General features: G+C 70.1%; 18 protein-coding genes. 7 read left to right on the top strand and 11 right to left on the bottom strand.

Annotated elements, in window-relative coordinates:
* Positions 1 to 53 precede the first annotated feature (53 nt).
* A complete protein-coding gene (locus tag ACH41F_RS01305) occupies positions 54 to 2,867 on the bottom strand; it encodes a beta-galactosidase (RefSeq protein WP_398832057.1) in 2,814 nt (937 codons plus the stop codon).
* A gap of 92 nt (positions 2,868 to 2,959) precedes the next feature.
* Here ACH41F_RS01305 and ACH41F_RS01310 point away from each other — a divergent pair, with 92 nt between their 5' ends.
* Together ACH41F_RS01310 and ACH41F_RS01315 are read left to right on the top strand one after the other, a co-directional pair.
* Positions 2,960 to 3,418 carry an Rrf2 family transcriptional regulator gene (locus ACH41F_RS01310; protein ID WP_391229323.1) on the top strand — a complete coding sequence of 153 codons (459 nt, stop codon included), beginning with the start codon at positions 2,960 to 2,962 and terminating at the stop codon, positions 3,416 to 3,418.
* A gap of 178 nt (positions 3,419 to 3,596) precedes the next feature.
* Entirely contained in the window at positions 3,597 to 4,247 is a 651-nt protein-coding gene (locus ACH41F_RS01315) for a DUF4360 domain-containing protein (RefSeq protein WP_391229325.1), read from the top strand.
* 53 nt (positions 4,248 to 4,300) lie between these two features.
* On the opposite strand, the gene ACH41F_RS01320 is transcribed toward ACH41F_RS01315, so the two are convergent.
* Entirely contained in the window at positions 4,301 to 5,068 is a 768-nt protein-coding gene (locus ACH41F_RS01320) for an intradiol ring-cleavage dioxygenase (protein WP_398832061.1), read from the bottom strand.
* Between the two features lie 164 nt (positions 5,069 to 5,232).
* On the opposite strand from ACH41F_RS01320, the gene ACH41F_RS01325 reads away from it, so the two are divergent.
* Both ACH41F_RS01325 and ACH41F_RS01330 read left to right on the top strand, forming a co-directional pair.
* Positions 5,233 to 5,571, top strand: coding sequence for a trypco2 family protein (locus ACH41F_RS01325; protein ID WP_398832063.1), 339 nt, complete (start codon positions 5,233 to 5,235; stop codon positions 5,569 to 5,571).
* On the top strand, positions 5,568 to 8,738 hold the full coding sequence (locus ACH41F_RS01330) for an NACHT domain-containing protein (RefSeq protein ID WP_398832066.1): 3,171 nt from the start codon (positions 5,568 to 5,570) through the stop codon (positions 8,736 to 8,738). Before ACH41F_RS01325 ends, ACH41F_RS01330 begins: the two co-directional genes overlap by 4 nt.
* On the opposite strand, the gene ACH41F_RS01335 is transcribed toward ACH41F_RS01330, so the two are convergent.
* Positions 8,695 to 8,901: a DUF397 domain-containing protein gene (locus tag ACH41F_RS01335; protein ID WP_398832068.1), complete on the bottom strand. Its 207-nt coding sequence runs from the start codon at positions 8,899 to 8,901 to the stop codon at positions 8,695 to 8,697. The genes ACH41F_RS01330 and ACH41F_RS01335 overlap by 44 nt on opposite strands.
* Complete coding sequence (locus ACH41F_RS01340; protein WP_398832070.1) at positions 8,898 to 9,701, bottom strand: helix-turn-helix domain-containing protein; 804 nt, start codon at positions 9,699 to 9,701, stop codon at positions 8,898 to 8,900. The genes ACH41F_RS01335 and ACH41F_RS01340 overlap by 4 nt, the downstream gene beginning before the upstream one ends.
* Before the next feature lie 131 nt (positions 9,702 to 9,832).
* Here ACH41F_RS01340 and ACH41F_RS01345 point away from each other — a divergent pair, with 131 nt between their 5' ends.
* Positions 9,833 to 10,294, top strand: coding sequence for an ATP-binding protein (locus ACH41F_RS01345; protein ID WP_391229337.1), 462 nt, complete (start codon positions 9,833 to 9,835; stop codon positions 10,292 to 10,294).
* Between the two features lie 33 nt (positions 10,295 to 10,327).
* On the opposite strand, the gene ACH41F_RS01350 is transcribed toward ACH41F_RS01345, so the two are convergent.
* On the bottom strand, positions 10,328 to 10,741 hold the full coding sequence (locus ACH41F_RS01350; protein ID WP_391229339.1) for a hypothetical protein: 414 nt from the start codon (positions 10,739 to 10,741) through the stop codon (positions 10,328 to 10,330).
* A 240-nt stretch (positions 10,742 to 10,981) separates the two neighbouring features.
* Here ACH41F_RS01350 and ACH41F_RS01355 point away from each other — a divergent pair, with 240 nt between their 5' ends.
* Entirely contained in the window at positions 10,982 to 11,947 is a 966-nt protein-coding gene (locus ACH41F_RS01355) for an arabinan endo-1,5-alpha-L-arabinosidase (protein WP_398832074.1), read from the top strand.
* Positions 11,929 to 13,365: a family 43 glycosylhydrolase gene (locus ACH41F_RS01360; RefSeq protein WP_391229342.1), complete on the top strand. Its 1,437-nt coding sequence runs from the start codon at positions 11,929 to 11,931 to the stop codon at positions 13,363 to 13,365. Before ACH41F_RS01355 ends, ACH41F_RS01360 begins: the two co-directional genes overlap by 19 nt.
* A gap of 96 nt (positions 13,366 to 13,461) precedes the next feature.
* Here the strand turns inward: ACH41F_RS01360 and ACH41F_RS01365 are convergent, their stop codons facing one another.
* The 6 genes from ACH41F_RS01365 to ACH41F_RS01390 form a co-directional block, all read right to left on the bottom strand.
* The gene (locus ACH41F_RS01365; protein ID WP_398832078.1) at positions 13,462 to 15,111 is read right to left on the bottom strand and encodes a pyridoxal phosphate-dependent aminotransferase; all 1,650 of its coding nucleotides are present in this window, start codon (positions 15,109 to 15,111) and stop codon (positions 13,462 to 13,464) included.
* A 195-nt stretch (positions 15,112 to 15,306) separates the two neighbouring features.
* A complete protein-coding gene (locus ACH41F_RS01370) occupies positions 15,307 to 16,353 on the bottom strand; it encodes an aldose epimerase family protein (RefSeq protein WP_398832081.1) in 1,047 nt (348 codons plus the stop codon).
* Positions 16,354 to 16,419: 66 nt separating this feature from the next.
* A complete protein-coding gene (gene mmsB, locus ACH41F_RS01375; protein WP_391229346.1) occupies positions 16,420 to 17,664 on the bottom strand; it encodes a multiple monosaccharide ABC transporter permease in 1,245 nt (414 codons plus the stop codon).
* Entirely contained in the window at positions 17,661 to 19,211 is a 1,551-nt protein-coding gene (mmsA, locus tag ACH41F_RS01380; RefSeq protein WP_391229348.1) for a multiple monosaccharide ABC transporter ATP-binding protein, read from the bottom strand. The genes mmsB and mmsA overlap by 4 nt, the downstream gene beginning before the upstream one ends.
* Positions 19,212 to 19,255: 44 nt before the next feature.
* On the bottom strand, positions 19,256 to 20,362 hold the full coding sequence (gene chvE / locus ACH41F_RS01385; protein ID WP_391229350.1) for a multiple monosaccharide ABC transporter substrate-binding protein: 1,107 nt from the start codon (positions 20,360 to 20,362) through the stop codon (positions 19,256 to 19,258).
* A 139-nt stretch (positions 20,363 to 20,501) separates the two neighbouring features.
* Complete coding sequence (locus tag ACH41F_RS01390; protein WP_391229352.1) at positions 20,502 to 21,470, bottom strand: hypothetical protein; 969 nt, start codon at positions 21,468 to 21,470, stop codon at positions 20,502 to 20,504.
* Positions 21,471 to 21,485 lie beyond the last annotated feature (15 nt).

A 21,485-nucleotide genomic window follows, 5' to 3' on the forward strand; every position in this document is an offset into this window, starting at 1 on the left:
CGGCGCCGAGTAAGCCGCCCAAGAAACGCCGTCTTCGCACAGGGTTCCCCTCCTCACAGGTCGCGCACGCGCACCCCGCCCGCCGTCGCCCCCAGCAGTGTCAGACGGACGTCCTTCGGGCCCGCCTGCGTGGTGCCGTCCGAAAGGACGGCCAGAGCGAGGGTGTTGGCGCCCCGCGTGCGCAGGATGCCGTTCGGCAGGACGAAGGCGTGCTGCGGGCCGACGTCGTTGACGTACTGACCCATGTTCCAGCCGTTGAGGAAGATGTCCACCCGGTAGGCGCGTTCCGGATCGTCGTCGAGGGTGAGGGCGATGGAGGCGTCGGTGCCGGGGTCGACGGACAGTCGGAAGGTGGTGCGGTACCACGTCACGCCCTGGCGGCGGTCCGCACGCGGCAGCCTGACACTCTCCCAGTCGCTGTCGTCGAAGTCGGGCAGGTGCCAGCCCTCCCGCTCCCCGTGCAGTCCGCCGCCGTTCAGGGCGCCGCGCACCGGGTCGGGCTCCGCCGCGCCCTGGATCCGCCACCTTGCCTTCGGGGACGCCCCCTTGAAGGTGACCGCGGTCAGGCCGCGGGCCGCCCTGTGGGTGTCGCGGGCCTCGTCGTCCTGGTCGTGCTGCATCCGCCGGACGAGGACGGACAGCACGTGCGAGGTGTCCTCCTCCTCTTCTTCCCGCCGCCCCTTCTCGCGGAGCTTCGCGGGGATGTCGAGGGCGGCCGTGTCCGTCCAGGTGCCCTGCCGGGCCGTCCGCTTGTCCGGTACCGGCATCCGGTGGGTGCCCAGCGGCTCGCCGTCCAGCCAGGCCATCAACAGGCCCTGGGTGCCGGTGCTGTAGGCGAGGGACACCGACTCGGCGTCCGCGAGGTCCGTGACGCGGGCGCGGTACCAGACGTCGCCGTAGTGGAAGCCGTAGTCGTCCGCGAAGAGCACGGGCTGCCCCTCGGGCACCGGGGTGGTGCTGAACGAGCGCTTCTTGTCGGCCCGTTGCCACGCCGAGTCGTCGAAGTCGGGCTCGGACTCGGGGTTCTCGGTGCGCCGGCGCCAGCCCTTGTCCAGCGCGGGCAGGGGCACGGGGCCCTGTCCGGCCAGCGGGGCGAGGGCGAGGAGGCTGTTGGTGGCGCTGATCCGGGAGGCGACCGGGCGCCCGTTCCAGGTGACCTGGCCGATGCCGCGCGGGCCCCACACCTCCAGACCGGTCACCTTGGTGGTGTCGCCGGTGACCTGGACCGTGGAGTCCTTCAGGGTGACGTCCCGGACCAGCGACGGGCCGTAGACCAGCACCGTCCCGGACGGGGTCTCGCGGGGCCACAGCCGCAGCGCGGTCGCCTCGTCAGCGAACAGCAGCAGCAGCGGGCGGCCGGAGCCGCCGTTCTCCACCTTGACGCGGGCCAGCTCGCCGACGCCGAGCGGGCAGGTCACCCGCAGCAGGCCACGGTCGTAGATCCACGCCGGTTCCGCGTCGAGGCGGGTCGCGGTGGGCTCGTCCGGGCACTCCAGGACGACCTGGGCCATGTCGCCGTACCGGCCGGAGAAGACGGCGATGTCCTGCCGCCCGGCGGCGACGAACATGGCGAGCTGGGCGGTGGCGTACCGCAACTTCCGGCCACCGAGCCGCAGTTGGGTGGTGAGGAGCTTGGCGTCGTGGGCCGGGACGGTCACCGGGACCTCGATGCCGGCGTCCGGCAGCGGGGTGGAGACGGCCTCGGCGGAGTCGTTGCGCACGACGTAGACGTGGGAGCCGGTGTCGCGGTTGGTGAGGTGGGACACCGTGAGCCGGTCGTCGTGCGGTGCCACCGGCCTCGCCCGGTCCAGCTTCGCGAAGTCGGGGACGTGCCGCAGCAGATGACCGAGCTGGTGCAGCGGGGCGAGCGCGGCCGTCTGCCGGCGCCCCTCGTCCAGGGGTGCCCCGTGGTCGTACGACGTGTAGACCTGCGGCGCGGGCAGCCGGCCCCAGGAGGTGCCGCCGAAGACCATGGGGACCTCGTGCAGCGTGACCCCGTCGGCGAGGTCGGCGAGGTGGCGGCGCCGCTCGTACGCCGCGTCGCGGGTCCGCCGTACCTCCTCGTACCCCTTGCCGCCGAAGGGCGCCCCGCCCCACGGGACGGCCGCCGTGTCCGCGGCCGTGAAGGCGTCGGCCACCAGGCGGCCGGCGCGCCCCGGGCCGTGCGGGAGGAGGGGGACGTCGATGCCGTCCGCCCGTGCCTTCGCGCGCAGATGGGACAGGTAGGCGGTGTCGGCGCCGTTCTCCAGCTGGTGGAGCAGGACCGTGCCCGTGCCCCTGGTGTACTGGTGCCGGGCGGCGATCGCGTGCACCCGCGTCAACCACGCGTCGGCGTGCGCCAGATAGGCCGGGTCGGTGGTGCGGGCCCGGCCCCCGGTCGCCGTCAGCCAGCCGGGCAGGCCGCCCGCGTCGACGTCGGCGCCGATGTACGGGCCCGGGCGCAGGATCACGTACAGGCCGGTCTCGGCGGCCGTGCGCAGGAACCGGTCGAGGTCGCGCACGCCGGTGAAGTCGTAGGTGCCGGGCGCGGGGGAGTGGTGGTTCCAGGCGACGGGGACGCTCACCGCGTTGTGGCCGTGGGCGCGCATCTTCTGGAGCACGTCCCGCCACAGCGAGGGGCTCGGCAGCCGGAAGGGATGCATCTCGCCGGACCACAGGACCAGCCGACGGCCGTCGACGAGCAGGGAGTAGCGGTCGAGGGCGACGGTGTGCGCCTTGCCGTCCGCGGCGGGCGGGCTCGGCGGCGGTCCCGTGGGCGTGGGCCCGCGCGTGGCGGAGGACGGCAGCGTGCCGCCGCTGCCGGTCAGCGCCAGGCCGAGCGCGGTCGTGCCGGCCAGGGCGCTGAATGTACGTCTGCTGAGCTCCACGCGAGCGTCGCCTCCTGTTGTGCCTGCGTTTCCCGGGACGCGAGGGAGGGACCATTCTCCACGCCGTCGGGGCACGCCTCACAATGGGAGGCATGAGGATCTCGGCACGGGCGGACTACGCGGTCAGAGCGGTACTGGAGCTGGCCGTGCGGCAGGGCGAGGGGTCGGTCAAGGCGGAGGCCATCGCCGCCGCTCAGGACATCCCGCACAAGTTCCTGGAGGGGATCCTCGGCGACCTGCGGCGCGGTGGCGTGGTGGACAGCCGGCGCGGGGGCAACGGCGGTTACCGGCTGGCCCGTGACCCGGCGCGGATCACGGTCGCCGACGTGGTCAGGACCGTGGACGGCCCGATCGTCTCGGTGCGCGGCGAACGCCCCAGCAAGCTCTCCTACACCGGCTCCGCGCAGCCGCTGCTGCCGCTGTGGATCGCGCTGCGCGCCAATGTGCGCCGCATCCTGGAGGGCGTGACCATCGCCGACATCGCGGCGGACGCGCTGCCGGAGCCGGTCCGGGCGCTGGCGGCGGAACCGGCCGCGTGGGAGAACCCCTGACGCCTCCCGCGGCCTGCCGTCCGGGCCTGCCGGGGGGAAGCGGACGGCGATGTCGTTCCTGTGAAGGAAATGTGAAAAGCGCAGGTGTGAATGGCTGGAGTTCCTCCTGTCCGCGAGGCGTGCGGCTCCCTACGGTCCGGGGTGCGACAACCACCCCCCAACCCTTCAGGGAGAGACCATGGCTGGTGGACTCCTGCTGGGCGGCGCGCTCGCCGCTCTGCTCACCACCGCACTGCCCGCACACGGCCCGTCCGACGGATTCGAGGACCCGCCGCCGGACAAGATCGTCATCAAGGTCGCCACGGTGAACGGCTCGGGATGCCCGCAGGGCACGACCGCGGTCGCCGTCTCCGAGGACAACACGGCCTTCACCGTGACCTACAGCGACTACCTCGCCCAGGCGGGCGGCGGTTCGGACCCGACCGCCTTCCGCAAGAACTGTCAGCTCAACCTGATCGTCCATGTCCCGCAGGGCTTCACGTACGCCGTCGCCAGCGCGGACTACCGGGGCTTCGCCGCGCTCCAGCCCGGGGCGAGCGCCACCCAGAGAGCCTCGTACTACTTCCAGGGCTCCTCGCAGACGGCGTTCAAGAGCCACCCCTTCAGCGGCCCGCTCAACGACAACTGGCAGGCCACCGACAGCACGGAGTGGGCCCAACTCGTCTGGGCGCCCTGCGGGGTTCAGCGCAACTTCAACATCAACACCGAGATCCGGGTCACCGCGGGGACGACGTCCGCGAACAAGGTGAGCTTCATGACCATGGACTCGACCGACGGTGACATCAGCACGGTGTACCACATGGCGTGGAAGGAGTGTCCGCAGTCGTAGCGGCGCCGCTCCCCGGGTCCCCGCGGTCCGCGGCGGGGGCCCGGGGAGGCGGTTCAGCGTTCGACGCCGAGGGTGAGGGTGCCGGTGTAGCCGGCGGAGGGGCTGCTGCCCAGGGCGGTCAGGGTCAGGAGACCGGAGGCGGCGCCCCCGTCGTCGTAGATGGAGTCCTGGGCGAGGGTGGTGCGGGTGACGGTGTTCGCCGCGTACGGCGAGAGCCTGCCGACCCGCGCGGTGATCGTCTCGCTGAAGAAGAGCTGCCCGGTGTGGAGTTCGGACCCGCCGGTGAAGGAGCCGTCGGAGGTGAGGGTGACCCCGGTGTGCACCTTGACGTGGATGTGCACACAGCGGCCGCGGTACCAGCCCGGGTAGACCGTCGTGATGCGGGCGACCCCGCCGGCGTCGGTGAGGACGCCGCCGCGCAGGAAGGTGCCGTTGTCGGGCTCGTCGTGGCCGTTGTTGCCGACGTAGCCGGAGTACTCGCCGAGCACGTCGGCGTGCCAGATCTCCACGAGCGCGCCCGGGATCACGGCACAGGTGTCGTCGTCGACGACGGTGAGCGCGAGGTCGAGCCGGAAGCCGGTCTTGTTCTCGCGGATGTCGGCGCGCACGAGCGCGCCGTCCAGGTAGTAGGGCCCTTCGGTCATCTCCTTCGTCAGGGTGCAGACGGCCGCGGCGGCGACGGGAGCGGTGTCGGCCGTGTCGGCTGTGGGGGCATCGGGCGCGGCGGCGCCCACGGCGGCTGCCGCGGCCGTGGCGCCGGTGGCGATCAGTACGGTACGACGCCCGATCGGGGTGGGGGTTGCTTCCGACATGTCTGTCATGAACACGGCACCGTAGGGAGGGTTGCTGTTGGTGAGCTGTCAGTTCGGCAAAGTGAGGCGGCGTCAAGTTCCCTGCCGGACACGCCGGGTCGGGCCGACACCGCAGGGTGACGAGTAGTCACGTTTTGAATTCCGGCGCCCTGTTTCTTCTCTAGCGTGGGCCCATGACCGACAACCGGATCGAGCTGGCCGACGCCGTGCAGGCCGTGCGAGACGAACTGATCACCGCCGCGGCGCGTTCCACCGGCCATGATCTCGCCTTCGAGGTGGGCGACATCGAGCTGGAATTCGACGTCGAACTGCGCAAGGAGACCAAGGGCGGCACCAAGGTGAAGGCCTGGGTCGTCGAGGCCGGCGCGGACGGGAGCGCCGGCACGACCCGCGCGCACCGGGTGACCGTCACGCTGCAGGCCCTGGACCGCCGGACCGGGCAGCCGTGGAAGGTGCGCGGCGACAGCCGGGGAAGCGTCGGCCGGTTCGGCGGGGGTGACGACGGCCGGTGATCGGGGGAAGGGCCCTGGACCGGGTGGTCGTGGTGCGCGGCGACGACGGTCAGGGGAGCGGGGTGCTGCTGGACCGGCGGCGGGTGCTGACGGCGTGGCACGTGGTGGCGGACAGCAAGTACGTCGAGGTGGTGCACCCCTCGTCGGACAAACCGGTGCCCTGCCATGTGACCTGGGCGGGCGAGTCGCTCGACGCGGCCGTGCTGACCGCCGCGACCGACGTGATCAGCGCCGGGCGGGCGGCACCCATGGGCCGCCTCAGGATCGGCGAGGTCGCCACCGGGACCGCGCTGCCGCACTGCGAGATCGTCGGGTTCCCGCGCATCCAGCGCTACGGCGAGCAGGGCGAGGACCTGGAGTACGACCAGTACCGGGTGAGCGTGCTCCCGATGGCCGGGCGGATCAAGGGCGCCCTGACCTGCGAGCTCGACCAGCCGGCCGCCGCCGAGCCGAAGGACGGCACCTCCCCCCTGGACGGGCTGTCCGGCGCCCCGGTCTTCGCCGGACCCGTGCTGCTCGGCGTGGTCACCCAGGTGCCCCGGGGGCGCGGGCACCTGCGGATCGAGGGCGCGCCCCTGCGCGAGATCCTCGAACGCAGCTCGCTGAGGCTCCCCGGGACCTGGCCGGAGGAGATCACCGAGGTCCACCCCGAGGACGAGCGCTTCGAGGCCCGGTACGCGAAGGACCTCAGCTCCCAGTACCGCCGCACGGAGATCTTCGGGATCGAGGAACTGGGGCGCAGCGAGTCCCGGTGGGACCTGGACACCGCCTATCTGAGCCTGACCGCCGAGGCCCCCGGGACCGCCTCCGGTGCGCAAGGGGCCCGCCCGCTGTGGGGCCCCCAGCGCATCGAGACCCTGCTGGCCGACCGCCCCCGCGCCCTGCTGCGCGGCGAGGCGGGCGCCGGCAAGACGACCCTCGTCTGGTGGCTCGCCGCCCATGCCGCCAACGGCACCCTGGACGACGCCCTCACCGACCTCAACGGGCTCGTCCCCTTCGTCGTCCCGCTGCGTGAGGTCCACGCGCGCGGTGGCCGCTTCCCCCTGCCCTCCGAACTGCTCACCGCCGGCCGCGCGCTCACGGACGGCCCGCCCGAGGGCTGGGCGCACCGCGTACTGGCGGCGCGCCGCGGCCTTCTCCTGGTGGACGGCCTGGACGAGGTCCCGGAGCCGGAGCGGGACGAGGCCAGGCGCTGGCTCGCCACGCTCCTCGACCGCTACCCCGGCACGCGCTGCCTGGCCACCGTGCGTCCCAACGCGGTGGCGAAGAACTGGCTCCAGGCGGAGCGCTTCAGCGAGCTGACCCTGCTGCCCATGAACGACGCCGACGTCCACGCCTTCATCAAGGCCTGGCACGCCGCCGCCCGCATCGAGTGCGCGCACGCCGACGACGGCCTGCTCGCCTCCCTGGAACAGGACCTGGCCCACCAGCTGAACCGCAACACCGCCCTGCGCGACCTCGCCCGCACCCCGTTGCTGTGCGCCGTGATCTGCGCCCTGCACCGGCGCCGGAGAGGCCTGCTGCCCACCACCCGCTGGCAGCTCTACCAGGCCGCCCTCGCCATGCTCCTCGGCGGACGCGACGCCGGACGCGGGGTCCGGCACGCCGATCACCTCCGGCTGGACTCCGTCGCCCAGCACACCCTCCTCCAGCGGCTGGCGATCTGGCTGGTGCGCACCGGACAACAGCAGATGACGCACACCGAGGCGGTCGAGCAACTCGCCTCCGCCCTGCGGGACATGCCCCACGTCGAGGAACAGGGCCCGCCGGAACGGGTGCTGCGCTTCCTCCTCGACCGCAGCGGGCTGCTCCAGGAACGCTCGGACACCGCGATCCAGTTCATCCACCGCACCTTCCAGGACTTCCTGGCGGCCAAGGAGTTCCACGAGAGCGGATATCTCCGGGAACTCGACCAGCACGCCCTCGACGAGACCTGGCAGGACGTGATCGTGCTGGCGGCCGGCCACGCGGCACGCCCGGACGCCTACCGTCTCATCCACCACCTCGTGGCCCTCGGGGACGCCGCGGAGGACAGGACGGGGCGATACCGGCTGCACGTCCTGGCGGCGCGCTGCGCGATCAGCGTGCAGACCCTGGACCAGACGCTCATGGAGACGGTGAAGGGGCGCGTCGACGCCCTCATGCCGCCCCGGGACGACGGGGAGGTCGAGGACCTGGCCGGCCTGGGTGACTGGATCGTCGGCGTCCTGCCGGACGGACGGCAGCTGAGAGAACGCGCGGCCCTGAACACCGTGCGGCTCCTGACCCGCATCCGCAGCCCCAGGTCCCGGCGGAAGCTGCGGCAGTGCGCGTTCTTCTGGTCACCGGAGATCCGCAGCGAGGTGGCCAAGGGCTGGGACCTCCAGCCGACGGAGGAGTACACCGCCGAGGTCCTCGAAGGAGCCGACCTCCACGACCTCTTCGTCGACAAGGACGCGCAGCTCGAACGGCTGCCCAGACTCGGGTCCGTCAGGAAGCTGACGGTGCGCGGCTCCTACGGCGCCCGGCGACTCGACGAGCACCTCCCGGTGCGGGGCCTGGAGTCCCTCACGCTCTGGGGCGACGGCGACCTGCGCGGCATCCGGTTCCTGCACAGCCGCAAGGACCTGCGCGCGCTCGAACTGCAGGAGTGCGCCGGCCTGCGCGACGTGTCGGTGCTGCGCCACCTCGACCTGGTGAGACTGCGGGTGACCGGAGGCGGCACCGCCCTCGACCTCGAACCGCATCCGAAGGTGAGCCGTCTGGAGATCGGCGCCGAACACCTCCAACGGCTCGACTACCTGCGGGCCTGGCCGGAGCTGCGGTCCCTGACGGTCGAGGGGTACACCCACAGCCCCGCCTGGATCCTGGAGGCGGTGTACCACGCCCCCAAGCTCACCGGGATCGGGCTGGCCGTCGACACGATCACGGCACTGCGGTCGCTGGTCCCCTTCCCGCACATCCAGAAGCTGATGATCACCGGCCTGGAGTACTACACCGACATCGGGCTGTTGAGCCGCGTCTTCCCCAACCTGCGACGACTGGGACTGGAGCTGATCGGAGGGGGCACGCTCGACCTCAGCCCCCTGCACGACATGCCCGGACTGCGGATCGACCTGTGGCACTCCACGCCGAGAAAGGCGGTCATCGAGGGCGCGGAGGCCTTCGGTGACCGGCTGCGGATGTGAGGAAGTCGGCCCAGGCGACGGGGGAGACGGCCAGGCGGGGACCGGGCCGGTTCTTGGAGTCACGGACGTGGACGGTGGCGGGGGTGAGGGCGACCTCGACGCAGTCGCCGTCGCCGCTGCTGCTGTAACTCGACGTGAACCAGGGCAGTGTGTCGCCGGTCATAGTGCTCCTCGCATCCGTTCGAGCAGGCCCACGGAGTCTTCGAGGGAGAGAGCCTGTGAACGCATCCTGGCATACCGCATCTGGAGCACGCTGATCTCTTTCGGGTCACTGACGAACAGGCCGCCACGTTGGCCTTCGTTGTACGCGAACCGCTGGTTCTCGGGGGTTTCCAGTAACTGCATGGGACCGGCCAGGCCGGCGTGCGCCCCTCGGGACTGCGGCATGATCTGGATCTCGACGTTGCGCAACTCGCCGATTTCCAGAACCTGTTCGATGACCTCGCCCGTGACGCTCGGCCGCAGGAGCAGGTGCTCCTCCAGGATGAAGCTGAAGGCGGTATTGGGCCGCTCCCGCAGCAGCTTCTGGCGCTCGGCGCGCGCGGACCACCGCTCCTCGATCTGCGCGTCGTCCAACGGCGGCAACTGCCCGGCGAACAGGCTCCGTGCGTACGCCTCCGTCTGCAACAGCCCGGGGATCATGCGGCATTCGTAGGTGCAGAGAGTGATCGCCACCCGCTCCAACCGAGCCCACCGCCGGAACCAGGCCGCCAACCCCGGCTGCCGAGCCAACGTGGGCAACGCCCTCCGCAGCGCGCCCGTGTTCCCCAGCACCGCCTCGGCTCGCTCCACATAGGTGGGGTCCGGCATCCGCCTCCCCAACTCCACCGACGCCACCGTGTGTTTGGAGAATCGCACCAGATCGGCGTACGCCTCCCTGCTCATCCCGGCGTGCTCCCGCAGAGCCTGGTGCACCGCACCGAACGTCCTCAAGCTGTCCGACGCCTCCGGCTCATCGACCACAGTCGGTCACCTCCCGAGCCCAGGGTTACGGCCTGTGACGCGTACTGTCCACCCCGTGACCGCGTACGCTGCGGCAGCGTACGCGCGTCGGACCTGGTGAATCGCCCGGCTCAGCCGCCAGATTGGGCCCCATGACCGGACCCGTCGCCCCCCACCTTCGGATTACCGTACGTGCGTTCGCCCAGCGCCTGAGCCCCACTCCGCGCGGTGCCCGGCTGGCCCGCCACCTCGCCCTGCACCAGCTGCACGAGTGGGGCATCCCGCATGGCAGCGACACCTCCGACACGGTCGCGCTGATCGTCGCCGAGCTGGCCGCCAACGCCGTCACTCACGGGCGCGTCCCGGGGCGGGACTTCGAGCTGCGGCTCAGCCTGGTCACCGGCAGCGTCCGGATCGAGGTCACCGACACCCGTGCGGAACGCAGACCGCCCGCACCCGGCGCCGTACCGCAGGTGCGACCGCTGGACGAGAGCGGCCGTGGTCTCGTGCTCGTCGACGCGCTCGCGGACCGGTGGGAGGTGGTGGACCGGGAGCCGCCCGCGAAGACCGTCCGGGCCGAGGTCGACCTGCCGGTGCACAGGTTCCGCCCCTGACCGCGCCCCCGGGCCGGGGGCGCGGTCGTGTGATCAGTTCGCGGCGCAGGCGAAGACCCAGCCGCCGTAGGAGCCGCTGACGTAAGCGCCGTCGTCGACGTGGCCGACGCGGAAGTAGAAGCAGGCGTCCTCGTTCATGTCGGTGTCGTACACGTAGGCGTTGGACAGGTCCCAGCCGGTGTAGCCGCCGGTGTAGTCCACGGTGATCTTCGTGTTGCTGGTGGACGGGCTGCCCGTCGTGGGGTTCGTGTACTGGAGGCGCACGCCCTTGCCGTCCGTACAGACGTCGATCATCTTGAACGTGTCGCCGACGTCGTAGAAGTACGTGGCCCCGCAGGAGTTGCTGGAGCTGGCCGTGTAGGTCGAGGCGTAGGACGAGCCCGCCGTCCCGATCACGAGGCTGGCCGCGGCGAGTGCGGTGATGGCGAGGTGCCTGATCTTGGGCATGCCGAAATCTCCTTGCTGGGCGGGGACCGTTGGCGCGGGGGGTGTTCACGTCGTGATCACGACGTGAACGGATCATGCCCAGTAATTGATCCGTGGACAAGCCCTGCCCGGTTGCGAACTCCTGTGAATGTCAGGGCCATTGACGCACGAGTGATTCGATTCTACGTTCCGAGCGTCCGAATCGGCGATCGCTGTTCGGTATTCCGAACAGTCTCCCCTCTCTGCCAGGAGGTCAGTGTGATGCGCACCCGCACTCGTACCACGCTCCTCGCCCTTCCCGCCGCAGCCCTGCTCGCCCTCCTGCCGTCCACGGCGTCGGCGTACCCCAACCCCGGGACCGTCACCGGGGCCACCGTCATCCACGACCCGACGATGATCCGCACCTCCGCCGGCCGCTATCTGCTGTACGGCACCGGCGGCGGCCTCGGCTACCGCACCTCCACCGACCGCACCGCGTTCACGGCCGGCAGCGACGCCTTCTCCACCAAACCGGGCTGGTGGTCCGCGTACGCCACCGAGGCCTGGGCGCCCGACATCTCCTACCAGGGCGGCAAGTACCTCATGTACTACGCCGTCTCGACCTTCGGCTCCAACAAGTCCGCCATCGGCCTCGCGACGTCGAGCACCGGCCTGCCCGGCTCCTGGGCCGACCAGGGCACCGTGTACACCTCCACCACCGCCAGCGACTACAACGCCATCGACCCGAACCTGTTCGTCGACGGCGACGGCAAGTGGTGGCTGTCCTTCGGCAGTTGGTGGACCGGCCTGAAGATGATCCAGCTCAACCCGGCCACCGGCAAGCAGCTCTCCACCAACACCACCCGCTACTCGATCGCCTCCCGCCCCACCGGGACCAAGGCCGTCGAGGCGCCGTACATCGTGAAGCGGGGCGGCTACTACTACCTCTTCGCGTCCTACGACACCTGCTGCGCCGGCACCGGTTCGACCTACAAGGTCAAGGTCGGCCGCGCCACCAGCGTCACCGGGCCGTACGTCGACAAGAACGGCGTCTCGCTGATGAACAACGGCGGCACCCCGGTCCTGGAGTCGCACGGCCGGTACATCGGCCCCGGCGGCCAGTCGATCATGAACGACTCCGACGGCGACCTGATCGTCTATCACTACTACGACGGCAACGACAACGGCACGCCCAAGCTGGGCATCAACCTTCTGAACTGGAGCAGCGGATGGCCCGTCGCCTACTGACCCTGCTGGCCGCACTGGTCCTCGCCCTGTCCCTGGGGCAGTCCTCGGCGAGCGCGGCCTCCTTCAGCAACCCGGTCAAGACCCAGAAGGGCGCCGACCCCTGGATCACGTACCACGACGGCAACTACTACCTGGTGACGACGAGTTGGACCAACGTCATCACCCTGCGCAAGTCGCCGACGCTCGGCGGCCTGGCCACCGCCCCCAGCATCCAGGTGTGGACCGGCGACAACGCCTCGCGCTGCTGCAACATCTGGGCGCCCGAACTGCACTTCCTGGGCGGCAAGTGGTACCTGTACTACGTGGCCGGCCAGAACGTCACCGACTACAACGCCACCCAGCGCACCCACGTCCTGGAGAGCGCGGGCACGGACCCGACCGGCCCCTACACCTACAAGAGCCAGCTCAACTCCGCCTGGATGCTGGACCCGACGGTCGCCACCATCAACGGCCAGCTGTACCTCTTCGGCAGCGCGAGCGGCGGCGGCACCCAGAACCTGGTCGCGGCCCGGATGTCCAACCCGTACACCCTGGCCACCGGCTTCTCGACGATCTCCACGCCCACCTACTCCTGGGAGACCTCCGGCGGCACGGTCAACGAAGGGCCCGAGATCCTCCAGCGGGGCGGCCGGACCTTCCTGGTCTACTCGGGCAGCGGCTGCTGGACCCCGGACTACAAGCTCGGCCAGCTCACCCTGACCGGCGCGGACCCGCTGGCGGCCTCCTCCTGGACGAAGAAGCCGACGCCCGTCTTCCAGCGCAACGACTCCGCCGGCGTCTACGGTCCCGGCCACAACGGCTTCTTCACGTCCCCCGACGGCACCGAGAACTGGATCGTCTACCACGCCAACGACGCGGCCTCCGACGGCTGCGACAACGGCCGCACCACCCGCGCCCAGAAGTTCACCTGGAACTCCGACGGCACCCCGAACCTCGGTACCCCGGCGGCCCTGGGCGCGAGCATGACGGGGCCCTCTGGAGAGCCGTCGGCGACGTCCACGACGTACACCCTCACCAACCGCAACAGCGGCAAGTGCCTGGAGGTCGCCGGGGGTTCGACCGCCGACGGCGCCAACGTCCAGCAGTACACCTGCAACGGCGGCAGCAACCAGAAGTGGCGCGTCCAGGACCAGGGCGACGACACCAGCAGGCTGGTGAACGTGGCGAGCGGCAAGGTCCTGGACACGGCGGACTGTTCGAGCGCCGACGGCGCGGACCTGCGCCAGTGGAGCTGGCTGAACAACACCTGCCAGAAGTTCCGGTTCGTCGTGACCGACACCGGCTGGGTCAGGATCGTCAACCAGGCCACCGGCAAGGTGGCGGATGTGGCGAACTGCTCCACGGCGGACGCGGCGGACGTCAGGCAGTGGTCATGGCTGGGCAACACCTGCCAGCAGTGGCGCCTGACCCCGGCCTAGGACCGACCGCCCCAGGGGCGCGGGGCACTGCGCGACCAGCCACATCGGACGCGCGGTCGCCCCGCCGCACCACCCCCTACGGCGAACAGGCGACCGTCACGCACCCGCGGCGTTGGGCCAGCTACCGGAGGTGGGCCACCCCGAAGCCGGCGCGGGCGTCAGCCCGTTCGTCCCCCGCACCTGAGCCGCCGTGAGCCCGCCCCGGGCCGGTACCCCCGGCGGGGTGGGACCGGCGGGCGCGGCGAACGGCGAAGGAGCCGCGGCGGCCGGAGCCACCGGCTGGGGAACCTGGGGCATCTGCGGCTGCGGAAACTCCGGCTGGGCGACCTGCGGCTGGGGAATCCGCGGCTGGGGGATCTGGGGCTGCGGGATCTGGGGCTGCGGGATCTGGGGCTGCGGAACCTGCTGCGGCATCTGCGGAGCGACCTGCGCCGCCGCCGGCACCGGCTGGGGCTGCGGCATCGGCTGAGGCATCGGCACACCGCCCCCGTACGAGGGCGTGGCCGCCATCGCCTGGGCCGCCAGATTCGGCATCCCCGCCCCGTTGGACGCACCGACAAGCCGGTCCACGGCCGCCGTACCCGAGCTGTAGTTGGTCCCGGTGGCCAGCTCGGGCACGGCGGCTCCCCTCCTGGTCCCGTAGAGCACCTGTTCCAGGCCGGACACCAGGCGACGCACGTCCACCTGGGGGCGCACCACGAGTCTCAGGAAGCGACTGGACGAACCGATCTTGTTGCCGCACTCGCGGACCAGGATCCGGTGCTCGGTAAGCAGCCGGTCCCGGACCACCGTGCCCTCGGCGCCCACGGGGAGGCGCACGAAGAGGAAGTTGCCCTGCGAGGGGTAGACGGTCAGGCCGGGCAGCGCGGAGAGCTGGCTCGACATGTCGAGACGGTCCCGGAACACCTGCCGCAGGCTCTGCGCGTACTCGGCGCCGTGCTCCTTGAGCATGAACACCACGTACTCGGCGAAGGCGTTGAGGTTCCACTTCGGCAGCATCGAGCGGACCCGGCCGGCCAGCGACGGGTTGGCGACCATGTAACCGAACCGTATGCCGTGCAGGCCGAAGTTCTTGCCGAGCGAGCGCAGCACGATGACGTTGGGCCGGAGCATCGCCTCCTGGACGACCGACGGCTCGGCCTCGGCGTCGGCGAACTCCAGGAAGCTCTCGTCGATGACGATCAGGTCCAGGTCGGCCATGGCGTCCATGAACTGCACGATGGCGTGCTTGTGCAGGAAGCCGCCGTCGGGGTTGTTCGGGTTGCAGATGACCGCGGCCCGGGTGCCGCGGGCCCGGATGAACTCGGCGTACTGCGCGAGGTCGAGGGCGAATCCGCTGGACTCCTGGAGCGGGAACATGTCGACGCGCTTGCCGGTCTCCATCGGCTGGTCGGTCCAGCGGCCGAAGGTGGGGACGGGGATGGCGAGGGACTCGCGGACCAGCAGGTGGTCGATCCAGGTGATGAGCTCGGTGGAGCCGTTGCCCATCGCCACGGCCTGCGGCGGGAGTTGGAGGAGGTTGCAGAGCTCGGAGGTGATGGTGTCCGCGCTGCTCGGGTAGTACGTGATGATGTCGCGCAGCCGGCTCGACATCTCGTCCCACATCCCCGGGGTGGGGAAGTAGGGGTTGACCGGGATGCAGAAGTCGATGGGGCCCGCCCCGTCCCCGGCCGCCCGCGTCAGCGCCGCCATGGACGGGCTGTGCGCCGCGGTGGCTCGGAACAGCGACGTGACGTTCTCGCCCATGGAACCTCCGTGTGGGGCGGACCCGGTGGGGACGTCCGGGACCGTCGTCTGTGGGTGGCCCGCGCGGGGGAGCGCGGGCCGTCCCTACATACGGGGGCCGGGATGGCACTGTTCAACCACTGAGAAACGGGTAAGAACTTGTGTCCCCGCTGTGCGGAACGGGCAGGAGGCGCCCGCCGGGACTCACGCCGGGACTCACGCCGGGAACGCGTGCACCGTCGACGACCGGTACGTCTCGCCCGGCCGCAGCACGGTCGAGGGGAACGACGGCTGGTTCGGCGAGTCGGGGTAGTGCTGGGTCTCCAGGCACACCGCGTCCCCCTGGCGGTAGACGCGCCCGCTCGGCCCGACCAGGGTGCCGTCGAGGAAGTTGCCCGAGTAGAACTGCACGCCGGGCTCGGTGGTGGCAATCTCCAGGGTGCGCCCGGACAGCGGGTCGTGCAGGGTCGCGATCGGCTCGGGCGCGGCCGTGATCCCCTTGTCCAGCACCCAGTTGTGGTCGTACCCCTGGGCGGCGAGCAGCTGGGGGTGCCCGGCGCGCAGGTCCCGGCCGATCGGCTTGGACGCGCGGAAGTCGAAGGGGGTGGCGTCGACGGGCGCCAGCTCGCCGGTGGGGATCAGGCCCGGGCCGACGGGCGTGAAGCGGGAGGCGGCGAGCCGCAGTTCATGACCCTCGACGGTGCCGCCGCCCTCGCCGGCGAGGTTCCAGTAGACGTGGCTGGTGAGGTTGACGACCGTGGTCCGGTCGGTGACGGCCTCGTAGTCGACGCGCCACTCGCCCCGGTCGGTGAGGGTGTACGTCACCTGGGCCGTGAGGGTGCCCGGGTAGCCCATCTCGCCGTCGGCGGAGGTGTAGGACAGGCGCAGGCCGACGTCGGTGCCGTCGGTGAACGGCTCGACCTCCCACACCCGCCGGTCGAAGCCCTCCGCGCCGCCGTGCAGGCTGTGGTCCCCGTCGTCCGCGGACAGTCGGTACGCCTCGCCGTCCAGCGTGAACCGGCCCTTGGCGATGCGGTTGCCGTACCGGCCGATCAGGGCGCCGAAGTAGGGGCTGGAGTCGACGTAGTCCTCCAGCCGGTCGAAGCCGAGCGAGAGGTTCGCGTACACCCCGTGCCGGTCCGGTCTCGCCAGGCACTGCACGATCCCGCCGTACGACAGGACCTTCAGCCGGGTGCCGCCGTTCTCCAGCGACCAGCGGTGGACCTCGGTGCCGTCGGCGAGCTCGCCGAAGAGTTCCTTCACGGGTGCCTGTCTCCTCCCATGGGAAGGGCCCCGCCGTGCGACGGGGCCCGATCCGGTCGATCCGGTCTACGAACCGGACTTGCGCTTGTTCCAGACGTCGAAGCCGACCGCGGCCAGCAGGGCCATGCCCTTGATGACCTGCTGCCAGTCGGAGCCGACGCTGAGCAGGTTCATGCCGTTGTTGAGCACGCCGAGGACGAGACCACCGATGATCGCGCCGAGGACGGTGCCGACACCGCCGCTCATGGACGCGCCACCGATGAACGCCGAGGCGATGGCCTCGAGTTCGTAGTTCAGGCCCGCCTTCGGGGAGGCCGCGTTCAGTCGGGCCGCGATCGCCAGACCCGCCAGGGCGGCGAGCGCGCCCATGTTCAGGAAGACGAGGAAGACGACCTTCTTGTCCTTGACGCCGGACAGCTTCGCGGCCGGCAGGTTGCCGCCGATCGCGTAGATGTGACGGCCGAACACGGCGTTGCGCATGAGGTAGCCGTAGCCGACGACCAGGCCGCCCAGGATGAGCAGGATGATCGGCGCGCCCTTGTAGCTGGCGAGCAGCATCGTGACGACGAGGACCGCGGCGACGATCGAGACGAGCTTCAGCAGGAAGAGGTTGCGCGGCACCACGTCCAGGGCGAACTCCTGCTGGCGCTTGCGGTCCCGGAACTCCTGGAGGACCACGAAGACGATCAGGACCAGGCCGAGCAGCAGCGTGATGTTGTGGTAGTTGGTCTCCGGGCCGGTCTCCGGCAGGAAGCCGTTGCCCATCTTCTCCAGGCCGCTCGGGAACGGGCTGAGGGTCTGGCCCTCCAGCAGGATCTCCGTGAAGCCACGGAAGATCAGCATGCCGGCGAGGGTGACGATGAACGACGGTATGCCGAGATACGCGATGAAGAAGCCCTGGATGCCGCCCGCCACCGCGCCGACCACCAGGCTCAGCGCCACCGCGACCGGCCACGACACGCTGTGCTGCACGGTCAGCACGGCCGCGAACGCGCCCACGAACGCCGTCAACGAGCCGACCGACAGGTCGATGTGGCCCGAGATGATGACCAGCATCATGCCGATCGCGAGGATCAGCACGTAGGCGTTCTGGAGGACCAGGTTGGAGACGTTGCGCGGCTCCAGCAGGACGCCGTCGGTCCAGACGGCGAAGAGGGCGACGATCAGGCCGAGGGCGATCAGCATGCCGTACTGGCGCATGTTGCGGCGCAGGCCGTCCAGCATCAGCTGCAGCAACCCGGCGTCGGAGGACGATCCCCCGCTCTTCCCCGGGGGTGCCACCGCCGGGCTCTTGGTCACGTTCGTGCTCATCGGGTTACCTCTTTGTCCTTGGTCATCTGTCGCATCAGCGATTCCTGCGAGGCCTCGGCCCTGGAGAACTCGCCGGTCAGCCGCCCCGCGGCCATCGTGTAGATGCGGTCGCACATACCGAGCAGCTCCGGCAGCTCGGAGGAGATGAAGACGACCGCCTTGCCCTGGGCGGCCAGCTGGTCGATGACGGTGTAGATCTCGAACTTGGCGCCCACGTCGATGCCGCGGGTGGGCTCGTCCAGGATCAGCACATCGGGACCCGCGAAGATCCACTTGCTGAGGACGACCTTCTGCTGGTTGCCGCCGGACAGCTTGCCCACCGGCTCGAAGACGGTCGGCGCCTTGATGTTCATGGTCTTGCGGAAGCTCTCGGCGACCTTCCGCTCCTCGTGCTCGTCGACGATCCCCCGCTTGGCCACCTTGCCCAGGGCGCTGAGCGAGATGTTGCGGTTGATGGTGTCGATGAGGTTGAGGCCGTAGTGCTTGCGGTCCTCGGTGACGTACGCGATGCCGTGTCCGACCGCCTCGGACACGGTCTTGGTACGGATCTCCCTGCCGTCCTTGAGGACGGTGCCGCCCGCGTACCGGCCGTAGGAGCGGCCGAAGACGCTCATGGCGAGCTCGGTGCGGCCCGCGCCCATCAGGCCCGCGATGCCGACGATCTCCCCGCGCTTGACGTTGATCGACACGTCGTCGACCACCTTGCGCGCCTGGTCGATCGGGTGGTGCACGGTCCAGTCCCGGATCTCGAGCGCCGGAGCCTCCTCCGACTCGCCCTTGTACGCGGTGCGTTCGGGGAAGCGGTGGTCGAGGTCGCGGCCGACCATGCCGGAGATGATCCGGTCCTCGCTGGTCCCCTCGGCCTGCACGTCGAGCGTCTCGATCGTCTGCCCGTCGCGCAGGATGGTCACCGAGTCGGCGACCTTGCGGATCTCGTTGAGCTTGTGGGAGATGATGATCGAGGTGATGCCCTGCTTCTTCAACTCCAGGATGAGATCCAGGAGTTTGCCGCTGTCCTCGTCGTTGAGCGCCGCGGTCGGCTCGTCGAGGATGAGCAGCTTCACCTTCTTCGAGAGCGCCTTGGCGATCTCCACGAGCTGCTGCTTGCCCACGCCGATGTCGGCGACGCGGGTCTCCGGGTGGTCGCTCAGACCGACCCGGCGCAGCAGCTCACTGGCGTGCCGCAGGGTCTCGCGCCAGTCGATGAGCCCGCTCCTGGCGTGCTCGTTGCCGAGGAAGATGTTCTCCGCGAGGGAGAGGTAGGGCACCAGCGCGAGTTCCTGGTGGATGATCACGATGCCGTGATCCTCGCTCGCGCGGATGTCCTTGAACTCGCAGCGCTCTCCCTCGAAGAGGATCTCGCCCTCGTACGTGCCGTGCGGATGGACGCCGGAGAGCACCTTCATCAAGGTGGACTTGCCGGCGCCGTTCTCACCGCAGATGGCGTGGACCTCGCCCTGCCGGACGGTCAGGGTGACGTCCGAGAGCGCTTTGACACCGGGAAAGGTCTTGACGATCGAGCGCATTTCCAGGACGGGTCCCGCCATGGTCGTGCCTTCCAATCTCTGTTCTGTCTACAGGCGGGGCAGGACTACTTGAGGTCGCCCTCGGTGTAGTAGCCGCCGTCGACCAGGACCTGCTTGTAGTTGCTCTTGTCGACGCTCACCGGCTTCAGCAGGTAGGCGGGGACGACCTTGGAGCCGTTGTCGTAGGTCTTGGTGTCGTTGGTCTCCGGCTTCTTGCCGTTGAGGACCGCGTCGACCATGCTGCCGGCGACCTTGGCCAGCTCACGGGTGTCCTTGTAGACGGTCTGCGTCTGCTGGCCCGCGATGATCGACTTCACCGAGGCGAGCTCGGCGTCCTGGCCGGTGAGGACCGGCAGCGGCTTGGCCTTGGTGCCGTAGCCGTCGGACTTCAGCGCCGACAGGATGCCGATCGAGATGCCGTCGTACGGCGAGAGGACCGCGTCGACCTTCTTCTTGGAGTACGACTTGGTGAGGATGTCGTCCATGCGCTTCTGCGCCGTGGCGCCGTCCCAGCGCAGCGTGGTGACCTGGGTGAGGCCCGTCTGGCCGGACTGGACGACCAGCTTCTTGCTGTCGATGTACGGCTTCAGGACGCTCATCGCGCCGCCGAAGAAGTACTTCGTGTTGTTGTCGTCGTTGGAGCCGGCGAACAGCTCGATGTTGAAGGGGCCCTTGCCCTCCTTCAGACCGAGCTTGTCGACGATGTAGTTGGCCTGGAGCTCGCCGACCTTGGTGTTGTCGAAGGACGCGTAGTAGTCGACGTTGGCCGTGCCGAGGATGAGGCGGTCGTAGGCGATGACCGGGATGTTCGCGTCCTTGGCCTGCTGGAGCACGCCGTTGAGGGACTTGTTGTCGATCGCCGCGACGATGATCGCCTTGACGCCCTTGGTGATCAGGTTCTCGATCTGTGAGACCTGGTTCTCCGGGTCGTCCTCGCCGTAGACCAGGCTGGTCTTGTAGCCCTTGGCCTCCAGGTCCGCCACGACGTTCTTGCCGTCGGCGATCCAGCGCTCGGAGGACTTGGTGGGCATCGAGATGCCGATGGTGCCGCCCTTGGCGCTGCCCGATTCCTCCGCACTGCCTCCTTCGCTGTCCTGGCCGCAGGCGGTCAGGGTGAGGGCGAGGACGGCCGAGGTGGCTATGGCGGAGAGTGCGGCTCTGCGGTTCAGCATGATCATCTTCCTTGATGTTCTAGAGGCCATGGGCGATCCGGCGGTGCGGGCGCCTGTCGGTGGTGCGGTCGACCGAGAGAAGTTGTGTCGGAGTCTGTGTGACTCCGTGGACTTCTGTGAAGGGGCGTTGTCCGGAACGTTATGCAGGCGTTTCGAATCGCTTGAGCGCGCCCGGCAGCCGCGAGCCGAGCGGCGCCATGTCGCCGTCCGCTCCATGCCGTGCGAGCAGGTCCAGGGCGAGCCGTCCGCGCCGCACTCTTTCCTTGGCGGTGGACAGCGTGAGCTCCCGCAGGTGATGCCCGTACGGGTAGATCCCGGGGGCCTTCGACAGGCCGAACTTCAGGTACAGCGGCGCGCCGCGCCGGATCAGCTCGGCGACCTCGTACATCCGGATGTAACCGCCGAGGTCGTCGGGGGCCTCGATGTACATGTCCATGGGGGCGCCGGAGACCCGGCGGATCTCGGTGAGGTGATCGAGCGTCAGATCGCTCGGCACGTTGATCGAGTCGCCGCCGAGGTTCTCGTAGACGGCGTACGCGGTCGGGTTCACCGGTCCGATCAGCGCCGACACCTTCAGCGTGGTGTCCGCCGGGATGATCCCGGCGACGCGGGCCCGGTGCAGCGTCCACAGCACGCCCTCGTCCGCGACGAGCAGGCACTTCACGCCCAGCTCGGTGGCGCGCACGGCGTCCTCGACACACCCCGCGACCGCGTCGTGGCCACGGGCCCGCAGCCCGCCGCCCTTGGAGTCGGTCCGGGTGGAGCCGCCGATGTCCCAGGTGCCGCGGGGGCCGGTGAACAGGCAGAGCTCGATGTCGCGCTCGGCGGTCGCCTCCACCATCTCGGTGATCTCGGCGTCGGTGAGCATCCAGATGCCCGAGCCCTGGCTGATCCGGTGGACCGGCACATCGAGCCGCGAGGACTCCTTGAGGACCACGGCGAGGGCCTCGGGACCCTCCACGGAGGGCACTTCGGTGCGCCAGCGGCCGCCGCCGGGGAAGGTGTGCGGGGACGCGTCGGACGGGTCGAGGGCCGGTGCGTCCAGGCCCAGTGCGGCGAGTACCTGCTCGCCGGGTCGTCGGGCCGCTCTGGCGGGGGTCTCGGTCACAAGCTGTCCTTCAGG

It is taken from the genome of Streptomyces sp. NPDC020489 (assembly GCF_044386545.1).
In the GTDB taxonomy this organism is placed as follows: domain Bacteria; phylum Actinomycetota; class Actinomycetes; order Streptomycetales; family Streptomycetaceae; genus Streptomyces.